The 15,489-nt window shown below is 55.8% G+C and carries 17 protein-coding genes, 1 other RNA gene and 1 pseudogene; 16 read left to right on the top strand and 3 right to left on the bottom strand.

The annotated features are described in order from the left end of the window. Window positions 1-85 precede the first annotated feature (85 nt). The 5 genes from ompA (at window position 86) to J8G26_RS11170 (ending at window position 4,495) form a co-directional block, all read left to right on the top strand. On the top strand, window positions 86-721 hold the full coding sequence (gene ompA / locus J8G26_RS11190) for an outer membrane protein OmpA (RefSeq protein ID WP_210568977.1): 636 nt from the start codon (window positions 86-88) through the stop codon (window positions 719-721). 90 nt (window positions 722-811) lie between these two features. Then, window positions 812-1,522, top strand: coding sequence for a bifunctional 2-polyprenyl-6-hydroxyphenol methylase/3-demethylubiquinol 3-O-methyltransferase UbiG (gene ubiG / locus J8G26_RS11185; protein ID WP_210568976.1), 711 nt, complete (start codon window positions 812-814; stop codon window positions 1,520-1,522). A gap of 8 nt (window positions 1,523-1,530) precedes the next feature. Continuing rightward, complete coding sequence (locus J8G26_RS11180; protein WP_210568975.1) at window positions 1,531-2,196, top strand: HAD-IA family hydrolase; 666 nt, start codon at window positions 1,531-1,533, stop codon at window positions 2,194-2,196. 13 nt (window positions 2,197-2,209) lie between these two features. Continuing rightward, window positions 2,210-2,595: a transfer-messenger RNA gene (ssrA, locus tag J8G26_RS11175) on the top strand. A 94-nt stretch (window positions 2,596-2,689) separates the two neighbouring features. After that, a complete protein-coding gene (locus tag J8G26_RS11170; RefSeq protein ID WP_210568974.1) occupies window positions 2,690-4,495 on the top strand; it encodes a site-specific integrase in 1,806 nt (601 codons plus the stop codon). On the opposite strand, the gene J8G26_RS11165 is transcribed toward J8G26_RS11170, so the two are convergent. Beyond that, the gene (locus J8G26_RS11165; RefSeq protein WP_210568973.1) at window positions 4,479-4,757 is read right to left on the bottom strand and encodes a hypothetical protein; all 279 of its coding nucleotides are present in this window, start codon (window positions 4,755-4,757) and stop codon (window positions 4,479-4,481) included. The genes J8G26_RS11170 and J8G26_RS11165 overlap by 17 nt on opposite strands. Before the next feature lie 268 nt (window positions 4,758-5,025). Here J8G26_RS11165 and J8G26_RS11160 point away from each other — a divergent pair, with 268 nt between their 5' ends. Next, window positions 5,026-6,420 carry a MobA/MobL family protein gene (locus tag J8G26_RS11160; protein ID WP_210568972.1) on the top strand — a complete coding sequence of 465 codons (1,395 nt, stop codon included), beginning with the start codon at window positions 5,026-5,028 and terminating at the stop codon, window positions 6,418-6,420. Window positions 6,421-6,565: 145 nt separating this feature from the next. Here the strand turns inward: J8G26_RS11160 and J8G26_RS11155 are convergent, their stop codons facing one another. Continuing rightward, window positions 6,566-6,850, bottom strand: coding sequence for a hypothetical protein (locus J8G26_RS11155; RefSeq protein WP_210568971.1), 285 nt, complete (start codon window positions 6,848-6,850; stop codon window positions 6,566-6,568). A 747-nt stretch (window positions 6,851-7,597) separates the two neighbouring features. On the opposite strand from J8G26_RS11155, the gene J8G26_RS11150 reads away from it, so the two are divergent. The 8 genes from J8G26_RS11150 (at window position 7,598) to arsH (ending at window position 13,018) form a co-directional block, all read left to right on the top strand. Beyond that, window positions 7,598-8,914, top strand: a complete 1,317-nt coding sequence (locus J8G26_RS11150; RefSeq protein ID WP_210568970.1) for a hypothetical protein — start codon at window positions 7,598-7,600, stop codon at window positions 8,912-8,914. Window positions 8,915-8,959: 45 nt separating this feature from the next. Further along, window positions 8,960-9,328, top strand: coding sequence for an H-NS family nucleoid-associated regulatory protein (locus tag J8G26_RS11145; protein WP_210568969.1), 369 nt, complete (start codon window positions 8,960-8,962; stop codon window positions 9,326-9,328). Continuing rightward, the gene (locus J8G26_RS11140; RefSeq protein ID WP_210568968.1) at window positions 9,325-9,576 is read left to right on the top strand and encodes a type II toxin-antitoxin system MqsA family antitoxin; all 252 of its coding nucleotides are present in this window, start codon (window positions 9,325-9,327) and stop codon (window positions 9,574-9,576) included. Before J8G26_RS11145 ends, J8G26_RS11140 begins: the two co-directional genes overlap by 4 nt. A 137-nt stretch (window positions 9,577-9,713) precedes the next feature. Then, window positions 9,714-10,034 (top strand): metalloregulator ArsR/SmtB family transcription factor, encoded by a 321-nt coding sequence (locus tag J8G26_RS11135; protein ID WP_210568967.1) that lies wholly within the window; start codon window positions 9,714-9,716, stop codon window positions 10,032-10,034. Window positions 10,035-10,058: 24 nt separating this feature from the next. Continuing rightward, window positions 10,059-10,562 carry an arsenate reductase ArsC gene (locus J8G26_RS11130; protein ID WP_123295296.1) on the top strand — a complete coding sequence of 168 codons (504 nt, stop codon included), beginning with the start codon at window positions 10,059-10,061 and terminating at the stop codon, window positions 10,560-10,562. A 15-nt stretch (window positions 10,563-10,577) separates the two neighbouring features. Beyond that, window positions 10,578-11,864, top strand: a complete 1,287-nt coding sequence (locus J8G26_RS11125) for an arsenic transporter (RefSeq protein ID WP_210569040.1) — start codon at window positions 10,578-10,580, stop codon at window positions 11,862-11,864. Between the two features lie 19 nt (window positions 11,865-11,883). Beyond that, window positions 11,884-12,315, top strand: a complete 432-nt coding sequence (arsC, locus tag J8G26_RS11120; RefSeq protein WP_210568966.1) for an arsenate reductase (glutaredoxin) — start codon at window positions 11,884-11,886, stop codon at window positions 12,313-12,315. Next, on the top strand, window positions 12,299-13,018 hold the full coding sequence (gene arsH / locus J8G26_RS11115; protein WP_349238319.1) for an arsenical resistance protein ArsH: 720 nt from the start codon (window positions 12,299-12,301) through the stop codon (window positions 13,016-13,018). The genes arsC and arsH overlap by 17 nt, the downstream gene beginning before the upstream one ends. 263 nt (window positions 13,019-13,281) lie before the next feature. Here arsH and J8G26_RS11110 read toward each other — a convergent pair whose 3' ends face one another. After that, window positions 13,282-14,244 (bottom strand): arsenic resistance protein, encoded by a 963-nt coding sequence (locus J8G26_RS11110; protein WP_210568964.1) that lies wholly within the window; start codon window positions 14,242-14,244, stop codon window positions 13,282-13,284. A gap of 141 nt (window positions 14,245-14,385) precedes the next feature. On the opposite strand from J8G26_RS11110, the gene J8G26_RS11105 reads away from it, so the two are divergent. After that, the gene (locus J8G26_RS11105; protein WP_246881361.1) at window positions 14,386-14,760 is read left to right on the top strand and encodes a metalloregulator ArsR/SmtB family transcription factor; all 375 of its coding nucleotides are present in this window, start codon (window positions 14,386-14,388) and stop codon (window positions 14,758-14,760) included. A 404-nt stretch (window positions 14,761-15,164) separates the two neighbouring features. Continuing rightward, window positions 15,165-15,428 (top strand): annotated as a pseudogene (locus J8G26_RS11100) (Arm DNA-binding domain-containing protein); the annotation flags it as partial. Window positions 15,429-15,489: the final 61 nt, after the last annotated feature.

The following is a 15,489-nucleotide window of genomic DNA, read 5'->3' as shown; positions in this document are numbered from 1 at the left end:
CAATCGATTGAACGTTTTTGGTGATGGTCACCGATGACGTCCTGATTCGCAGCGCGGCTGCGGCTTTTTCCCCAAGAGGAGAACCATGAAGAAACTGAACAAAGTGGCGATGTTGTTTGCCTCCGCAGCGCTCGCAACCGCCGCTGGCGCCCAAACCGTTGACAACTGGAAGAATGGCTCCAACGAGCTGGTCTGGAAAAACGGCACCAATGAATACTGCTGGCGCGATGCCAACTGGACGCCCGCAACGGCCGCTCCAGGATGCGACGGTGCTCTGGCTGCTGCTCCGGCTGCTGCCGCACCTGCTGCTGCTCCCGCTGCTGCTGCACCTGCTCCCGCTCCCGCTCCAGCACCCGCTGTGGCCACCAAGGTGACGTACGCTGCCGACGCCTTCTTTGACTTCGATAAGTCTGTTCTGAAGTCCGAAGGCAAGGCCAAGCTGGATGATCTGGTCTCCAAGGTCAAGGACATCAACCTGGAAGTCATCATTGCCGTGGGTCACACCGACTCCGTTGGTTCCGATGCCTACAACCAGAAGCTGTCCGTACGTCGTTCCGAAGCCGTGAAGGCCTATCTGGTCTCCAAGGGCATCGAAAAGAACCGTGTGTATACCGAAGGCAAAGGCGAAAAGCAGCCTGTCGCTGACAACAAGACCAAAGAAGGTCGCGCAAAGAACCGTCGCGTCGAAATCGAAGTGGTCGGCACCCGCGCTTCCAAGTAATCTTCAGATTGCTCAAAAAAGGGCCCCGATTTCGGGGCCTTTTTTACGTCTGTGCTTTTCTCGCCTGAAGCTTGATGGACAATGAATGCCATGAGTGAATCTGTGAATGCCGATCCTGCCGAGTTGGCCAAATTTTCTGAATTAGCCCACCGATGGTGGGATCCTGAGAGTGAGTTCCGGCCCCTGCACCAAATCAACCCACTTCGTCTGGAGTGGATTGACGGCTTGGCAGACCTGTCGTCAAAGCGGGTGCTGGATGTGGGTTGTGGCGGCGGCATTCTGTCGGACTCCATGGCGCGCAAAGGGGCGACTGTCACCGGCATTGATCTGTCCACCAAGGCATTGCGTGTGGCCAGACTACATGCGTTGGAGGCGCAAACTACCCACCTGAATTTCAGGGAAGTGAGCGTCGAAGCGTTGGCGGCAGAGCAGCCTGAGAGCTTCGATGTGGTGACTTGCATGGAAATGCTTGAACATGTACCAGACCCTGCATCTGTTGTTCAGTCCTGCTCGCGGCTCGTGAAGCCTGGTGGATGGGTCTTTTTTTCCACTATCAACCGCAGCGCTAAGGCTTTCATGCTGGCTATCGTGGGGGCAGAATACATTCTGAACATGCTGCCACGCGGCACGCATGAATACGCAAAGCTGCTTCGTCCGAGCGAACTCGCAGGTAGCTGCCGCGCCGCTGGACTGGACGTCACGCACACCTGTGGTCTTGAACACAATCCGCTCACCGGCCGCTACTGGCTTGGTAACGACACCAGTGTCAACTACATGTTTGCCACTCGTCGTGCTGCGTGAGGCGCAGTATGTTTCACAACATTCGCGCTGTATTGTTCGATCTGGATGGGACCTTGATTGATAGCGCTCCCGATCTCGGTGCAGCTGCTGACAAGATGCGCACAGACCGCGGTATGCCGTCCTTGCCTGCGGACCGTTACCGTCCCATGGCTGGTGCTGGAGCTCGGGGCATGCTGGGTGAGGCGTTTGGCATGACGTCAGAACACCCCGACTATGAAGCGTTGCGTGAAGAGTTTTTCGTGAATTACGAAAGACGCATGACCCATCTGCCCACTGTGTTTGATGGAGTGGGTCAACTCATTGAGCAACTGCTGCAAAAACAAATGCAATGGGGCGTGGTTACCAATAAATCTGCCCGTTTTACTGAACCACTCATTCTTGCCATGCCGCTGTTCACTACAGCCGGTGCTGTTGTGAGCGGGGACACAACACCCCACGCCAAGCCGCACCCAGCGCCCCTTCTGGAAGCCGCAGCGCGTCTGGAATTGGCTCCGGAGTTCTGTATTTACGTCGGTGACGATGAGCGGGATATCATCGCCGGTCTTGCCGCTGGGATGGGCACTGTGGCTGCGACGTATGGATATCTGGGGGCGAAGGCAGATCCACTGCAATGGGGGGCCCATGCAGTAATAAATTCACCGACCGAGCTCTTGCAATTGCTCGGGAAGGCCTAAAATAGATCTTCTAGGGGCTGTCCTGGTTTCGACGTGGGTTCGGAATCGGTGTGGTGCATGTCGAGCTTGAGTCACGCTCGTAAATCTCGATTTAAAAAACTAACTGCAAACGACGAACGTTTCGCACTCGCTGCTTAATTGCCAGTGAGCCTTGCAACAGTTGGCCGATGGGCTGGGCAAGGGGGTCTGAGCAATCAGTGCCTCCCGGCTGCAAGGATAATTACATGGGCTGGCCTTGATCCGGGTACCTTGGACTGGGGTAAGAAAATAGGGTGCTGGCGGCCGGTGTAGCGTGCGACTGCGCGACACCGGCGGCGAGACTTAAATCAGACCGCTAAACATGTAGATCTGCTCGATGAAGGCTTGCGGACGCGGGTTCAATTCCCGCCAGCTCCACCACATTTGTAAGTTGTTGATATCAAAGGGTTTTCAGGACTTCTAAAACGAAGACACCTCGAACGGACACCAAGGGCGACACTTTGGGGTCTGTTCCATGAGGTCATCCGCTTACCTTTCCGTCTCGCGCTGCGGGGTTTTTCTTGTTCGTTTGGTCATCCCCAGCGAGCGTAGAAACCACAAAGAGCCGAGGGATATCAAGTTCTCCACGCTCACCAAAGACCCGCGTTGTGCTAAGAGCATAGCGCGGCGTCTGCGCGTCTATTTCGAGCTGTATCTGTTGCAAAATGTGCGTATCGAGCGCCAAGCGCTCACTGAATATCTGCGCAGCAACATGAAAAAACCAAAGCTCGAAGACCTCGCCCCATTCAATGCCGACAAGGACGACAACGGCAACTGGCGCTTCACGGACGTAAAGCCCGGGGACGTGGGGGCCATCGACGCCTTTTTAGAGGCCGTAAATAGGTCTAGCCAGGGCGATAGGCCTTTGTCGCAGGTTGCCATATCCGAGCCCTTGCCAGAACGTTTTCACGAGCCTGGGCGGCTGTCGTCTGCTGCCCGCCTGCGGGTGTCCAGACACATAGCGGACTATCTGAAATCCGAGCAAGCCCGCGAAGACGACAAGGAAATCGGCGAGAGAAGCCTTCCGCAAACCAAAACCCGGTTGAGGCCATTCCTCGAACGCTTCGGAACCAAGCAGATCGGCACACTCACGCCTGCCGACATGGAGAAATTCAAGAAGGACTTGGTTTTCTACCCTGTCAATGCGCCAAACCTGCGCAATGCCGTAAATCTGACGTTTGACGAAATTGTGAGTCGTTCCCGCCGCAAGCTGTTGTTGGACAATGACGGCGCTATTGCAGAGCGCCTTACGGAAGCCACGCTTGAAGGCTATGTAACGGTGGCAATTAAATTTTTGGAGTTCGCCGCAAAGCAATATGCGGTTAATGAACTCGTAATTAAAGGGTTCGAGGTAAAAACGAATGCGCGCAAAGGAACAATAAAGAGAGCATTCACGCAAGCTGAATTAAAAGCAATCTTTGGCGATGCGTATTACGAAAATGCGAACTACAACAGAAGCTATCAGTACTGGGTTCCTTTGCTAGGGCTATTCACCGGGGCGAGGCTCAATGAAATATCGCAATTGCAGCTAAATGACGTAAGGCAAGACGACGCCGGGCTCTGGTACATCGACATTACCGCATCAGCTGACGACGATGAAGAGGAAGACACGAAATCAGTGAAGAACGAGGAAAGCCGTCGCCTCGTCCCGGTTCATCAGCAATTGCTAGATTTAAAGTTCATTGACTTTGTAAAAGAACAGAGGCGTTCTGCACCTTCCCGAAAAGCTGAAATTGAGGCTAAGGCCGCAAGCGCCAAGCCCGGCACAAAAGAGGCTAACGCCAAATACACCCCAAACCTTTTTGGGCTGACATCTGGCACAGGGGACAAGTATGGAAAAGCGCCGGGGCGCTGGTTTAATGAAACATACATTGCTGAATACCTAGAAATAAAGCAACCCGAAATCTCCTTTCATAGCTTCCGACATCGCTTTGTTACGTCGTTGGCACAAGCAATTGTGGATAGCAGCGGCTTGGGTGTAGAAACTGTTCTACATGAGCGCATTCCCGAGTCGGTAATTCTTCGACGCATTTGTGGACACTCGGGCGCGCATGTTCTGACCGCTGGGCGCAATCAGAACGATGTGCACACAAATACCTACACGGGCGCTTTCAGTATTGAAAGCATGAAGCGTGTAATTGACCGCCTCAATTATCCCGGTGTGCATTTCTTCGACTATGTTGAACCGATAGTCGGAAAACGTAAACGCAAAAAGACACCCGCAAAAAAGGCGGGTGAATTTAAAGTGTCCTCAGAAGAACTAGCTAACTTGCTTGGCTAACCGGTGCCGACATTGTCAGCAAATCCGGGAATGGCTTCTTGTCCCTTTCCGGCGCGTTGCTTAGCAGCGTGGATATGTGCTTGCGCAGAGCTGCATTTGTCTCAATGTCTTTTAGCACAAGCGCGCCGACGACGAACTTCCGTCTGTCGATGGTTTTTCGCTCCTTTGCATTGAATTGACTTTGCAATTGTTGCGCTCTTGCCCTCAATTGCTCTTGTTCCTTTTGCAGAACTGCAATTCGTTCTTTCAGATTCTTGCTCATGACTTGTCTCGCTTTCTGAAATCAGCTTAACAAATCATTTCGGTTTGTCAATAAAGGCTGGGGCTATTCATTTGCGCCGGCCTTTCTTGCTTTTGCGTTTGCTTTTGCTACTATGAATGTATCAACGCACCCGCTATGTTCTCGCCTGCTAAATCGTCCTCGTCCATCGTAGCCCCCTGCAAGGGCTCACTTATGCAAACATCCACTGCGTGTATATTTGCGTTCGCCCTGCCGGGGGCGTTGCGTTGCAACCTGGAGGCCATTAGCTATGGCTAATCTTGCTACATGGTTTTCGCCTTCGCTCCAAACCATTTCGCGTTCGTCTGGGCGTAGCTCTGTCATTGCTGCTGCATACCGCGCTTGTACCAAGCTAACGGATGAGCGTATTGGCATTACTCGCGACTTTACGCCAAAAGGTAAGAACGGATTGGCTGGCAACATTTGCATTGGCATCCTAGACGACGACATTAGCAAGTTGTGGAATGATGCCGAGAATGCAGAAACGCGGGTTAACTCGACCGTGGCCCGCGAATTGATGGTTCCCTTGGCTTCGGAGTGGAGCGACCACGAGCGGCGCGAATGCGTCCGCGCCATCGCGCAGATGCTGCGCGATGAATACGGCGTAGCCGTCCTGGCCTCAATCCACCGCCCCGCCAGGGACAATAAAAATGACCACGCGCATATTCTGTTCACCACCCGCACCGTGGATGCGGATGGCGTATTTGGAGAAAAGACCCGCATTCTTGACTCGGCAAAGACTGGTGAAGTAAAGAAGATGCGGGAACGCGTTTGTGCAATTGTAAATGAGCATGCGCTTGCAAATGGAAGCGACTGGTATGTTTACGCCGGAAAATTTGCCAACGTTTTGGAAGACCATATTCCGACGGACCACATTTCAATTAAGCACGGAAAGAATCAGCAGGCACTTATTGATGCCAACCGGGAGGACGTGGGCCAAGCGCGTATCGAGTTGGGCAGGGTTCAAAAGGACTTTAAGTCTAATACTGCAAAGATTGCAGAGCTAACAACACATACCGCAATTGCAGAATCGAGCTCGAGTGCCAATCAAACGGCCGACAATTCAAAAGTGGTGCCTTTGGAGGTACCAGTTTACAAAATCGATTTAAAGCGTATCCCAATGCCCGTAGCAGCTATTGAAGCCCGAGCGCAAATCGAAAAAGCAATTGGTTCACGTAATCTGCTACGCCAACACTTCGAGGCATGGAAAGACATGCGCGACCAGCTTTTGGCCAAACCACCGACACCCAAGTATGGTTTCTTCGGCGGGCCGACTGCTAGCTATAAAAAAGCATGGGCCGAGCATGTAAAAGGGGTGCAAGGAGCCAAAGACAGCATGGCGGAATGTACGAAAAAGGCTGATGGGCTAGTTGCTTACATTCAAGACCCCGAGCGTCAAAGGCTACATACCATCTATCACGATACAAACTCCCACAATGCAAAAGTCGAAGTCCACGAAAAGCAGATGGCCCACGAGAAAGAATGCGAGTGGGAACGCATAGCGCAAGCCCAGCGCGAACGTGAACGCTTACAGGAAAGCCAAACTGATTGGTCGGCCCGCTTGCAAGAGTCCAATCGTGAAATGGAGGCTCGACGCGAGCGGGAGTCTGCTACGGAATACAGCAGCGGCGGCATGGGCATGTAGAAACAGCCAAAACCTGCTTTACAAAGCGCGCAATAGCCGTCGTGGTGTGCATGTGCTCTGTACCGCGTAAAAGGTCTTTGCGGGGCGTTATAGCCCTATTGCTTCCGCTTCGCTGTCATGGGGCATGGCCCCATACCCTTGGGCCTCATTCATCCGAAGTTGCGACCCAGCCTTGTTCAATACGTAATGCAATGAAAGCCGCATTTGTCGGGTCGGTAACTTGATGAAGGGCGTACCAGAGTTTGGGCTTTACCAAGCCGTTGTACCGTGCCGCCACCGGTTTATCGCTGATTGGAATGTTTGCTTTTTTTGCCATGTGCTTCGACATCAGAAAATAAGGGTCGAGGCCAGCGGCTTCGAGTTCTTTAACACGGGAGGGCAATCGGTTGCCTTGTGCATCTGTGAATGGATTGTTGTTTTGATATGTCATGTACTTCACCTTGGCCAATTTTTCTCAAATGTCAATTGAGAAGCAGCCTGCATATCATTGTGATATCACTCAATCACCCTCCCCGCCCCCGCGCTTGCGTGGGGGCGGGGAGGGTCGGCACACCGAAGGTGGCCGGGGAGGGGGTGGGGGCTAGGGAATAATTGTATTAGCGACACACACGCCCCCAGCCCCCAGCCATCACCCCGCCAGCCCAATAGACATGCGGGTTTACGTCCTTTTTATACAATAAAAAGATTTCGGGATTTCTATAAACTATATAAATTCAAATCAGAGGGAGCGCGGACCGCTAGGGCCGCGCGACAGGTGAGCAGCCCTATGCCAGAAAGGGCATGAAATGCGCAAAAAATAGAGCCGATTTGGCGATGCCGACATAGCGGAACCTTCGAGCGAACGACGAAGGAGGGAGCGACCCGGTTCCGCGTAGAGCAATCCCGGCTTGCCGGAATTGCGGATGGCGGAGTCGCCGAATCGTGGCGGTGTGCTGCCCAAAAAGAAAAGCCGAGGAGTCTTTGCAGACGCCTCGGCTTATCTTGACTTAGCTACCTGTGTGAGGTAATTTATTTGGAGCAAGCCGAGTATCCAGCTCGACTTGCCCAAGACTGACGGTAAACGCACTACGCATCAATCTCTTTCCCTTTCAATTTTATCTATAAAAGTTGAATAGTCAAGTGAAGCACTAGGTGTCGGTTCCCATCGGTTTTGCAACCCGAATCAGGAACCACCCAAATGCCAAAATTCAATGCAACAGCAATTCAGCAACATCAAGCAGCCCGCTTGTTGACACAGCACTACCGCACAACCCGCGAAAACATCTTGGGCGACGGCTTAAAGCTTTGCCGCCGTGCCAAGGCTCACAATACCCAAAATCCCGACACCGCATACATTGCGGTAAAGCAAACGCCGGATGGCCTGACGGCACATATGCAAGACGTTGCCCATTGCGGAAATGCCCATCTTTGCGCCTTTTGCTCCGGCTTGAAGGCTTCCAACATGCGCAATTGGATTGACCATGCGTTCTTGCCAGAAGTAAAGGCCCGTGGCCTTGTTTGTGGCCTTATGACATTGACCGCGCACCACAAGCGCGAATCGGATTGGGCTGAATTCGTCAAGAATTTCTATCGTGCGGCAGAAGCATTTGGCAAAACGATGCGCCGTGAATTTAAGGCCATGGGGAGCCTTGGCCGTGTGCGGGGGATGGAGTGCCCCGTGGGCTCCAATGGCCTGCATCTCCACCTTCACGACCTTTTTACATACAAACCCGGTGCGGACATTGACGTGTTAACCGCCATCGCCCTGGCGAAATGGAAAGCCGCCCTGCGCAAGTTCGGTTTGCACTGCTCCAAGCGTGGTGTAGACATCAAAAAGCACGGCGAATTCGACCCGCGCTACATCGCAAAAGAGCTTGCAGCCCACGACACGAAGACCGACAGCAAAAGCGACTTGGTCCCGCTATTCAAGTTGCTCGACAAAAGCGCACGGGGCGACAAGCAAGCCGGCCAAGATTGGATTCGTGCAGCGAAAGCAATCCAAGGCCGCGACCGTTGGAACGTGGGCAAATTGGCAAAAAATCTGAAAATTGCTAGTCCCAGCGACTGGAAACGCTCGGATATCTTTTCTATCCAGGACTCTACGCCCGTTCAGGTCATTGAGTACCCGCAATCCCATCACATGGTCGCCACATCCCCAAATAGCGAGCGTGCGGGCCTTGCATTTGTGCTGCGCGCTGGAAGGAACGAAGCGGCCCGCCCGGGCAGCGTACAGCGCATGGCCCTGCGCATGTGTGAAGAGACAATCAAGGCCGACATTGAGCTAATCAAGAAAAAGAGCGCGTACCGCCTTGCCGAAGCGATAAAAGCGGCCCCCGAAGCGACTGTGGTGCTAACGGCCCGGCACTTTGCACGTTATACATTTGCGATTGCCGAATACCGAGCCAAAACGCATTCGTACATGTTTCCTTTACCGGTACCTGCATCTCCGCCCATGTCCACGCCTGCGCCCATTATTGCCCCAATTGCGCCCGGCCTCGAATTGGACTTTGCCTAATTGCATTGCCATGTGCTACATTGCGACCAACACATAGGAGTCCACATGGCAGACAATAGCGCAATACAATTGGAAAAACTCGAAGCCGACCAGAAAAAGGCAGCCGCTGTGCTTGCAGAAGCCAATGCGAAATTGGCGAGTTTTCGCAAAGAAAACCGGGGCCCAAAGCTTGCTGAGATGAAGAAGGACATTGAGAACTACGGGTTTGCCGCAGTGGAACTTTTTGGCGAAGCTGCGTTGGCCCCAGCAAAGCCGACCGTAAAAGCCAAGGCAGGAAAGCGCCTCCCGTCCGTTGTCAAATATAAGGACGACGACGGCAACACTTGGGGCGGTGGCAAAGGCCCACGCCCTGCTTGGGTCAAGGCTATTCAAGAAGCCAATGGCGATATCGAGAAATACCGCGTTGCGCCATGAAATGCCCGGTATGTGGTGGTGCTGAACTTATCCGCGACACCCGAGCAATCGACGCAAAAGGCGTGCAGGTTGTCGTAACGGGCGACTTTTGCCCAAGCTGCGGCGAGTGCATCCTTGACCATGAAAACGGCGACCGATACGGGGCTGTTTTGAAGCAAGCGCGCTTAGTGGCCGCGAAGCGTTTGGCAGAGCTGGGCGGCGCTGCGCCTGACATGCAGGACGTTCCCCGCCGTCAATCTCCCGAGTAGGTTAGCCAGGGTTCCCCGCCCTTGAAAGGGCGTTCACACAGGGCTTTTAGCTCGATTTCGCCGCGAGTTTTCGGGCTCGTGGTGTGCCCGTGCTGGTGACATTTCGATGTTTCTGGAAAACTGGTAATATCCGTCGCATGGATGAAGAAAAAGTTGTTGTCGCCCTTGGAGCGCTGGCCCACCCGATGCGCCTGCGCGTGTTCCGCGCCCTTGTCGTTGCGGGTCAAACGGGGCTGACGCCGGGGGCCATGTGCGAGTCGCTCGGCACGCCGAACGCGACGCTTTCCTTCCATCTCAAAGAACTCTCTCGCGCTGGCCTTGTTACGCAAGAGCGAGCGAGCAGGAACTTGGTCTATCGGGCGGCCTACGAGTCCATCAACGGGCTCATTGCTTTCTTGACCGAGAACTGCTGTGAAGGCATGGAGTGCGACGTGGACGCCGCCCCGTGCATCTGCTGAATTACCAACCTCAACCCCTCACCCATGACAAACACAAAACCCCTAAATGTGCTGTTTCTGTGCACGCACAACTCTGCCCGCAGCATCATGGCCGAGGCCATGCTGAATCACCTCGGGAAAGGGCGATTCCGCGCCTATTCCGCAGGCAGTAGCCCACGCGACCAGCAGCAGCCGCACCCGTTGGCCCTGGCCGCCTTGGAGCGCGTCGGCGTACCGACCGAAGGGCTGCGGAGCAAGTCGTGGGACGAGTACGGTCAGGAGAGCGCGCCGCACATGGATTTGGTCATCACCGTTTGCGACAACGCGGCGGGCGAGGTCTGCCCGCTCTGGCCGGGCCATCCGGCGACGGCACATTGGGGCTACGCCGACCCGTCAGAAGTTGAGGGCACCGACGATGCGCGGCATCAAGCTTTCCGCAAGACGCTGATGGAAATCCGTCAGCGGTTGGAAGCGTTCATCAACTTGCCCGCCAGTGCCATCGAAAAGCTGGCCCTCCAACAGTCCGCCCGCGACCTCGCAAGCCGCTGACCAATGAACGCCTCGATGCTCCTGGCCGTGGCCATTTTTGTCGCCACCCTGATATTCGTGATTTGGCAGCCTCGCGGGCTGGGCATCGGTTGGAGTGCCACGGCGGGTGCGTTGGTGGCGCTTGCGACCGGTGTGGTGCACCTCGCAGACATACCCGTGGTTTGGGGCATTGTCTGGAATGCGACGGCGACCTTTGTGGCGGTGATCGTCATCAGCTTGGTCTTGGACGAAGCCGGGTTTTTTGAGTGGGCCGCGCTTCACGTTGCCCGCTGGGGCGGTGGAAGTGGGCCGCGCTTGTTTGCCTTCATCGTGCTGCTGGGGGCGTGCGTGTCGGCGCTGTTCGCCAACGACGGCGCAGCCCTGATTTTGACGCCCATCGTCTTGGCGATGCTGGTCGCCTTGGGTTTTTCGCCCGCAACGACCTTGGCGTTTGTTATGGCTGCCGGATTCATTGCCGACACGGCAAGCCTGCCGCTTGTGGTGTCCAACCTCGTCAACATTGTGTCGGCAGACTTCTTCGACATTGGGTTCAACCGATACGCGTCGGTCATGGTGCCCGTAAACATCGTCGCGGTCGCCGCGAGTTTGAGCGTGCTGTACCTGTTCTTTCGCAAGGACGTGCCCGCAACCTACGACCCGCGCCAAATCAAACAACCGCAAGACGCCATTCGCGACCGCAAGACGTTTCTCGCGGGCTGGGCCGTGCTTGTGGTCCTGCTGGTGGGATTTTTTGGCCTTGAACCGCTGGGCGTGCCCGTGAGCGCGACCGCAGCGGTTTGCGCGGCTGCTTTGCTGGCTGTGGCAGCTCGGGGCCATGTCATCAAACCGCAGACCGTACTGAAAAACGCACCATGGCAAATCGTGGTCTTTTCCCTCGGGATGTACTTGGTGGTCTATGGCCTGCGCAACGCCGGTTTAACGACCCATTTGGCCGCATTGCTGGACCACTTCGCGAAGGCCGGAGTCTGGGGGGCCACGTTCGGCACGGGCTTCGTTGCTGCGGGGCTTTCGTCCGTCATGAACAACATGCCGACCGTACTGGTGGGCGCGCTGTCCATCGAGCAGTCCTCGGCGACGGGCGTGGTCCGAGACGCCATGGTGTTCGCCAACATCATCGGCTGCGACCTCGGCCCAAAAATCACCCCCATCGGCAGCCTCGCCACGTTGCTTTGGCTCCATGTCCTTTCGCGCAAGGGCACGACCATCGCATGGGGTTACTACTTCCGCGTGGGCGTGGTGCTGACCGTGCCCGTTCTGGCCGCCACACTCGCCGCTCTGGCCTTGCGCCTGAGCTTTGCCTAACCCGCTTGCCCTCACCGCCATGACCTCCATCACCATCTATCACAACCCGGCGTGCGGGACCTCGCGCAACACCCTCTCGTTGATTCGCAACTCCGGGGAAGAGCCCACGGTTATCGAGTACCTAATCACGCCCCCCGACCGCGCTACGCTGAAATCTCTCATCGCCGCGACCGGTCTGACCACCAAAGAGGTGATGCGCCGCAAGGGTACGCCCTTCGACGAGCTGGGGCTGGACGATGCCAAGTGGACGGATGACCAGCTCATCGACTTCATGCTGGCGCACCCCATCCTCATCAATCGGCCAATCGTGGTCACGCCTTTGGGCACCAAACTGTGCCGCCCTTCGGAGGTGGTGCTGGACATCCTGCCGGGACGCCAGCAAGGCGCATTTTCCAAAGAGGATGGGGAGCAAGTCATCGATGCAGGGGGCAACCGTGTCGCCCACCAGTGAACTCCCAAACCTCGACCAAGAGGCATTTCAGGCGCTGGACGAGGCCAAGCTCTTCCCGCCGGTGCGTGCCACGCACCCGCCGCGCATCCTGCTGCTTTATGGCTCCCTGCGAGAGCGCTCTTACAGCAGGCTAGTGGCCGAAGAGGGTGCCCGTTTGCTGCGTGCAATGGGTGCAGAGACGCGTTTCTTCGACCCGACAGGGCTACCCCTGCCGGATGGCGCGCCCGATGACCACCCCAAGGTGGCGGAGCTTCGCGAGCTTGCCCAATGGTCCGAGGGCATGGTGTGGTGTTCGCCAGAACGTCATGGGGCCATGTCGTCCATCTTGAAGGCGCAGATTGACTGGATTCCGCTCGAAATTGGAGGGGTCAGGCCAACACAGGGTAAGACGCTCGCCGTCATGCAGGTGTCGGGCGGCTCCCAATCCTTCAACGCCGTGAACCAAATGCGCGTGCTGGGGCGTTGGATGCGCATGCTCACCATCCCCAACCAGTCGTCGGTCGCCAAGGCGTTTTTGGAGTTTGACGAGGCAGGGCGGATGAAACCCTCCGCATACTACGAGCGCGTGGTGGACGTCATGGAGGAGTTGATGAAATTCACATGGCTGACGCGGGACTGCTCGCCCTATTTGGTCGACCGATACAGCGAGCGACGGGAGAGCGCAGAAGCTGTGTCGAAGCGCGTGGCCCTCAAAAGCATCTGACCTCTAACCAATGCGGAACTGCATCGCCGTTCGCTCGACCGTGGGCACGTCTACCCCTACGCCGGTGCATCAAGAGTTGTCGTGGCAAACCTCTTTGATGGCTTTCCCTCGAACCCACTCTTTCCACCCGTCCTCGCATCCCACGAAGGCTTTGCCGGTGCCGGTCTGAAACCATAGGTGGATTTCGTGCGGGAATGGCTGCGCGTACGTTGGTTCTTCGGACGACGAATACACCACGGCCACGATGCCGGAACGGCCCGAAGTCATCGAGCCGAAGCGCCCAGCCGAGACAGCACGCGAACGTAGACCAGCTGTGCCGCCAGCTCAATGAGTGTTTGCGTAACGATGACCGCAGGAAGGATAGGAATTGCGCCAGGCACGGCCAAGGCGAGGGGTAAGACGACCAAGGAGTTTCGAGTGCCCGCACTGAACGCAATAGAGCGCCCTGCCGGTGCATCAAGCTTGAACACGCGGCTGGTCAACCATCCCAAGACCGGCGCAGCTACGGCAAAGGCAACGTACAACGGCACGACGCTGATGGCGGCGTCAATTGCTGCCCCAATTTGCGGGACTACGGCCACGATGACAACGAACAGCACGAGTGCTGTCGCCGGTACGGGCAGTAAGCCTAGAACGCCGGAAACGCGTGCGCCAGAAGCGCTTTTCTTCGCCCACAGTTGCACTGCCGCAGCGAGGGCAAGAGGCACGACGATCAACCACATAAACGCGTGAACGAAGGGGCCAACCTGCACCAGCCCTGAGGCTGATTCCCCTAGGAAAATGCGCAGGTAGAGAGGCAGCAACAGCATCTGTGCGACCAACAGCGCGGGCGTCGATGCCAGCAGCAGCCGGGCGTCGGCGCGGCCGAGGTGCGAGAAGGTAACCACGTAGTCGATGCAGGGCGTCAGTAGGACAAGCAGCACACCGAGCCGAATCAGCGGGTCGGCGGGTAGAAACTGAATCAGGACAGCGACCAGTAAGGGCACCAGCAGGAAATTTGTAAACAGCAAGGCGGTGAGGAATCGGATGCGCGTGAGGGCATGCCCCAACTCCGCAAGCGGTACTTGCAAGAAGGTGACGAACAGCATCAGTGCGAGTGCCGGATTGATTGCGCTTTCCAGTCGGTCGGTGCCTGGAACAAGTTTCGCGATGACCATCGCGACCGCGACGGTACAGAAGTAAATGGCAACCTGTCGGTTTTCCAACTGGTCTCTAATGCTCTGCATGGATGCTTCCAATCATGTAACGTTTGGCGGTCGACCATTGGCCAACATTGCAATAACTCTTGTTTAGTTGCAATGATATGGCTTGGCGACGTGTTTGGCATGCATGCGAGGTTTTTTGGCTTCGTTTTTGAGGTACGTCCCATGATGAAAGAAGAGCAAGCACTAACAAGCTTCGCCGCGATTTCCCAAGAAACGCGCTTGCGCATCGTTCGCTTGCTCGTGGTAGCGGGTGCAGAAGGGTTGTCGGCTGGTGCGATTGCTGAAAAGCTCGGGGGGTCAGTCGTCCCTCGCATCTCGTTTCATTTGAGTCAGCTGGACCATGCTGGCCTCATTGAGAGTCGCCGGAATGGCCGATTCATCGTGTACAGCGCGATTTTTCCGGCGTTGTCCGACTTGGTCGCGTTCCTCATGCATGACTGTTGCCAAGGGCATTGCCAGTACTGCGACAGGGCAATCTCACTGTTTGCCAAGTGCGAAGGTCGGCCAGCCACTGTTGCCCCCGTTGGCCGAGATTGAACCGCCGTCCGCAAAGCGCGATTCGCGTAGGGCGACACCATGGGCTACACTGCGGGGCGACACTTTTACAACCTGCCCGATGGTCTGGATATGGGGGAGCTTTGTAGGGGGTCCGGCAACTCATTGATTTGCAACAACATTTAGGCGTTTGGGCGGTTACTCCACTGTTTCCCGCCAGCTCCACCATCCACCTGTACAAAGGGGTTCAATGAAGTTCATTGAACCCCTTTTTATTTTTGTAAATCAACGACTTATCGTCTTTTTGTGTCTTAAGTGATTTCACTGCTGCCAATGCATACATGGGGAACAGTTGGGGGAACAAATGGGGGTGATGGTAAATTTACCCACTATTGTTCCCCCTTTCCCCTCTGGGGGAGGTCTTTTCGAACGGATTTGTTCCCCCTATGTTGACTGATGCACAGTGCCGAAACGCAGTCTGTTCCCCCGGAGCCAAGCGAGAGCGTTTTTCCGATGCAGGTGGCCTATACCTTGAGGTCAGTCCTGCAGGGTCTCGGTGCTGGTTCTGGAAGTATCGAAAAGACGGCAAAGAAAAGCGTCTGGCGCTTGGCAGCTATCCGGAGGTTAGCTTGACAGCTGCCCGGAAAGCCAGAGATGTCGCTCGACTGCAGAAGTCAGAAGGCATTGATCCGGCCAGTGCACGCAAGTTGGGGGCGTTCCCAGTGCAACCTGAATCGCCCCGGTTTTTGAGGAGGCTCTTTTCTCTGAGAG

This window comes from Acidovorax sp. JG5 (assembly GCF_017939685.1).
Lineage (GTDB): Bacteria > Pseudomonadota > Gammaproteobacteria > Burkholderiales > Burkholderiaceae_C > Acidovorax.
The sequence above is the reverse complement of the archived record's forward strand: the minus strand, read 5'-3'. Positions and strand labels throughout refer to the sequence as shown.

Bases quoted from the DNA above. Each gene is read 5' to 3' on its own strand.
- J8G26_RS11110 (WP_210568964.1), bottom strand. From the start codon at position 14,244: ATGCAGAGCATTAGAGACCAGTTGGAAAACCGACAGGTTGCCATTTAC.
- ompA (WP_210568977.1), top strand. From the start codon at position 86: ATGAAGAAACTGAACAAAGTGGCGATGTTGTTTGCCTCCGCAGCGCTC.
- J8G26_RS11125 (WP_210569040.1), top strand. From the start codon at position 10,578: ATGCTCCTGGCCGTGGCCATTTTTGTCGCCACCCTGATATTCGTGATT.
- J8G26_RS11170 (WP_210568974.1), top strand. From the start codon at position 2,690: ATGAGGTCATCCGCTTACCTTTCCGTCTCGCGCTGCGGGGTTTTTCTT.
- J8G26_RS11180 (WP_210568975.1), top strand. From the start codon at position 1,531: ATGTTTCACAACATTCGCGCTGTATTGTTCGATCTGGATGGGACCTTG.
- J8G26_RS11165 (WP_210568973.1), bottom strand. From the start codon at position 4,757: ATGAGCAAGAATCTGAAAGAACGAATTGCAGTTCTGCAAAAGGAACAA.
- J8G26_RS11150 (WP_210568970.1), top strand. From the start codon at position 7,598: ATGCCAAAATTCAATGCAACAGCAATTCAGCAACATCAAGCAGCCCGC.
- J8G26_RS11140 (WP_210568968.1), top strand. From the start codon at position 9,325: ATGAAATGCCCGGTATGTGGTGGTGCTGAACTTATCCGCGACACCCGA.
- J8G26_RS11145 (WP_210568969.1), top strand. From the start codon at position 8,960: ATGGCAGACAATAGCGCAATACAATTGGAAAAACTCGAAGCCGACCAG.
- ubiG (WP_210568976.1), top strand. From the start codon at position 812: ATGAGTGAATCTGTGAATGCCGATCCTGCCGAGTTGGCCAAATTTTCT.
- J8G26_RS11130 (WP_123295296.1), top strand. From the start codon at position 10,059: ATGACAAACACAAAACCCCTAAATGTGCTGTTTCTGTGCACGCACAAC.
- arsC (WP_210568966.1), top strand. From the start codon at position 11,884: ATGACCTCCATCACCATCTATCACAACCCGGCGTGCGGGACCTCGCGC.
- J8G26_RS11135 (WP_210568967.1), top strand. From the start codon at position 9,714: ATGGATGAAGAAAAAGTTGTTGTCGCCCTTGGAGCGCTGGCCCACCCG.
- J8G26_RS11155 (WP_210568971.1), bottom strand. From the start codon at position 6,850: ATGACATATCAAAACAACAATCCATTCACAGATGCACAAGGCAACCGA.
- J8G26_RS11105 (WP_246881361.1), top strand. From the start codon at position 14,386: ATGATGAAAGAAGAGCAAGCACTAACAAGCTTCGCCGCGATTTCCCAA.
- J8G26_RS11160 (WP_210568972.1), top strand. From the start codon at position 5,026: ATGGCTAATCTTGCTACATGGTTTTCGCCTTCGCTCCAAACCATTTCG.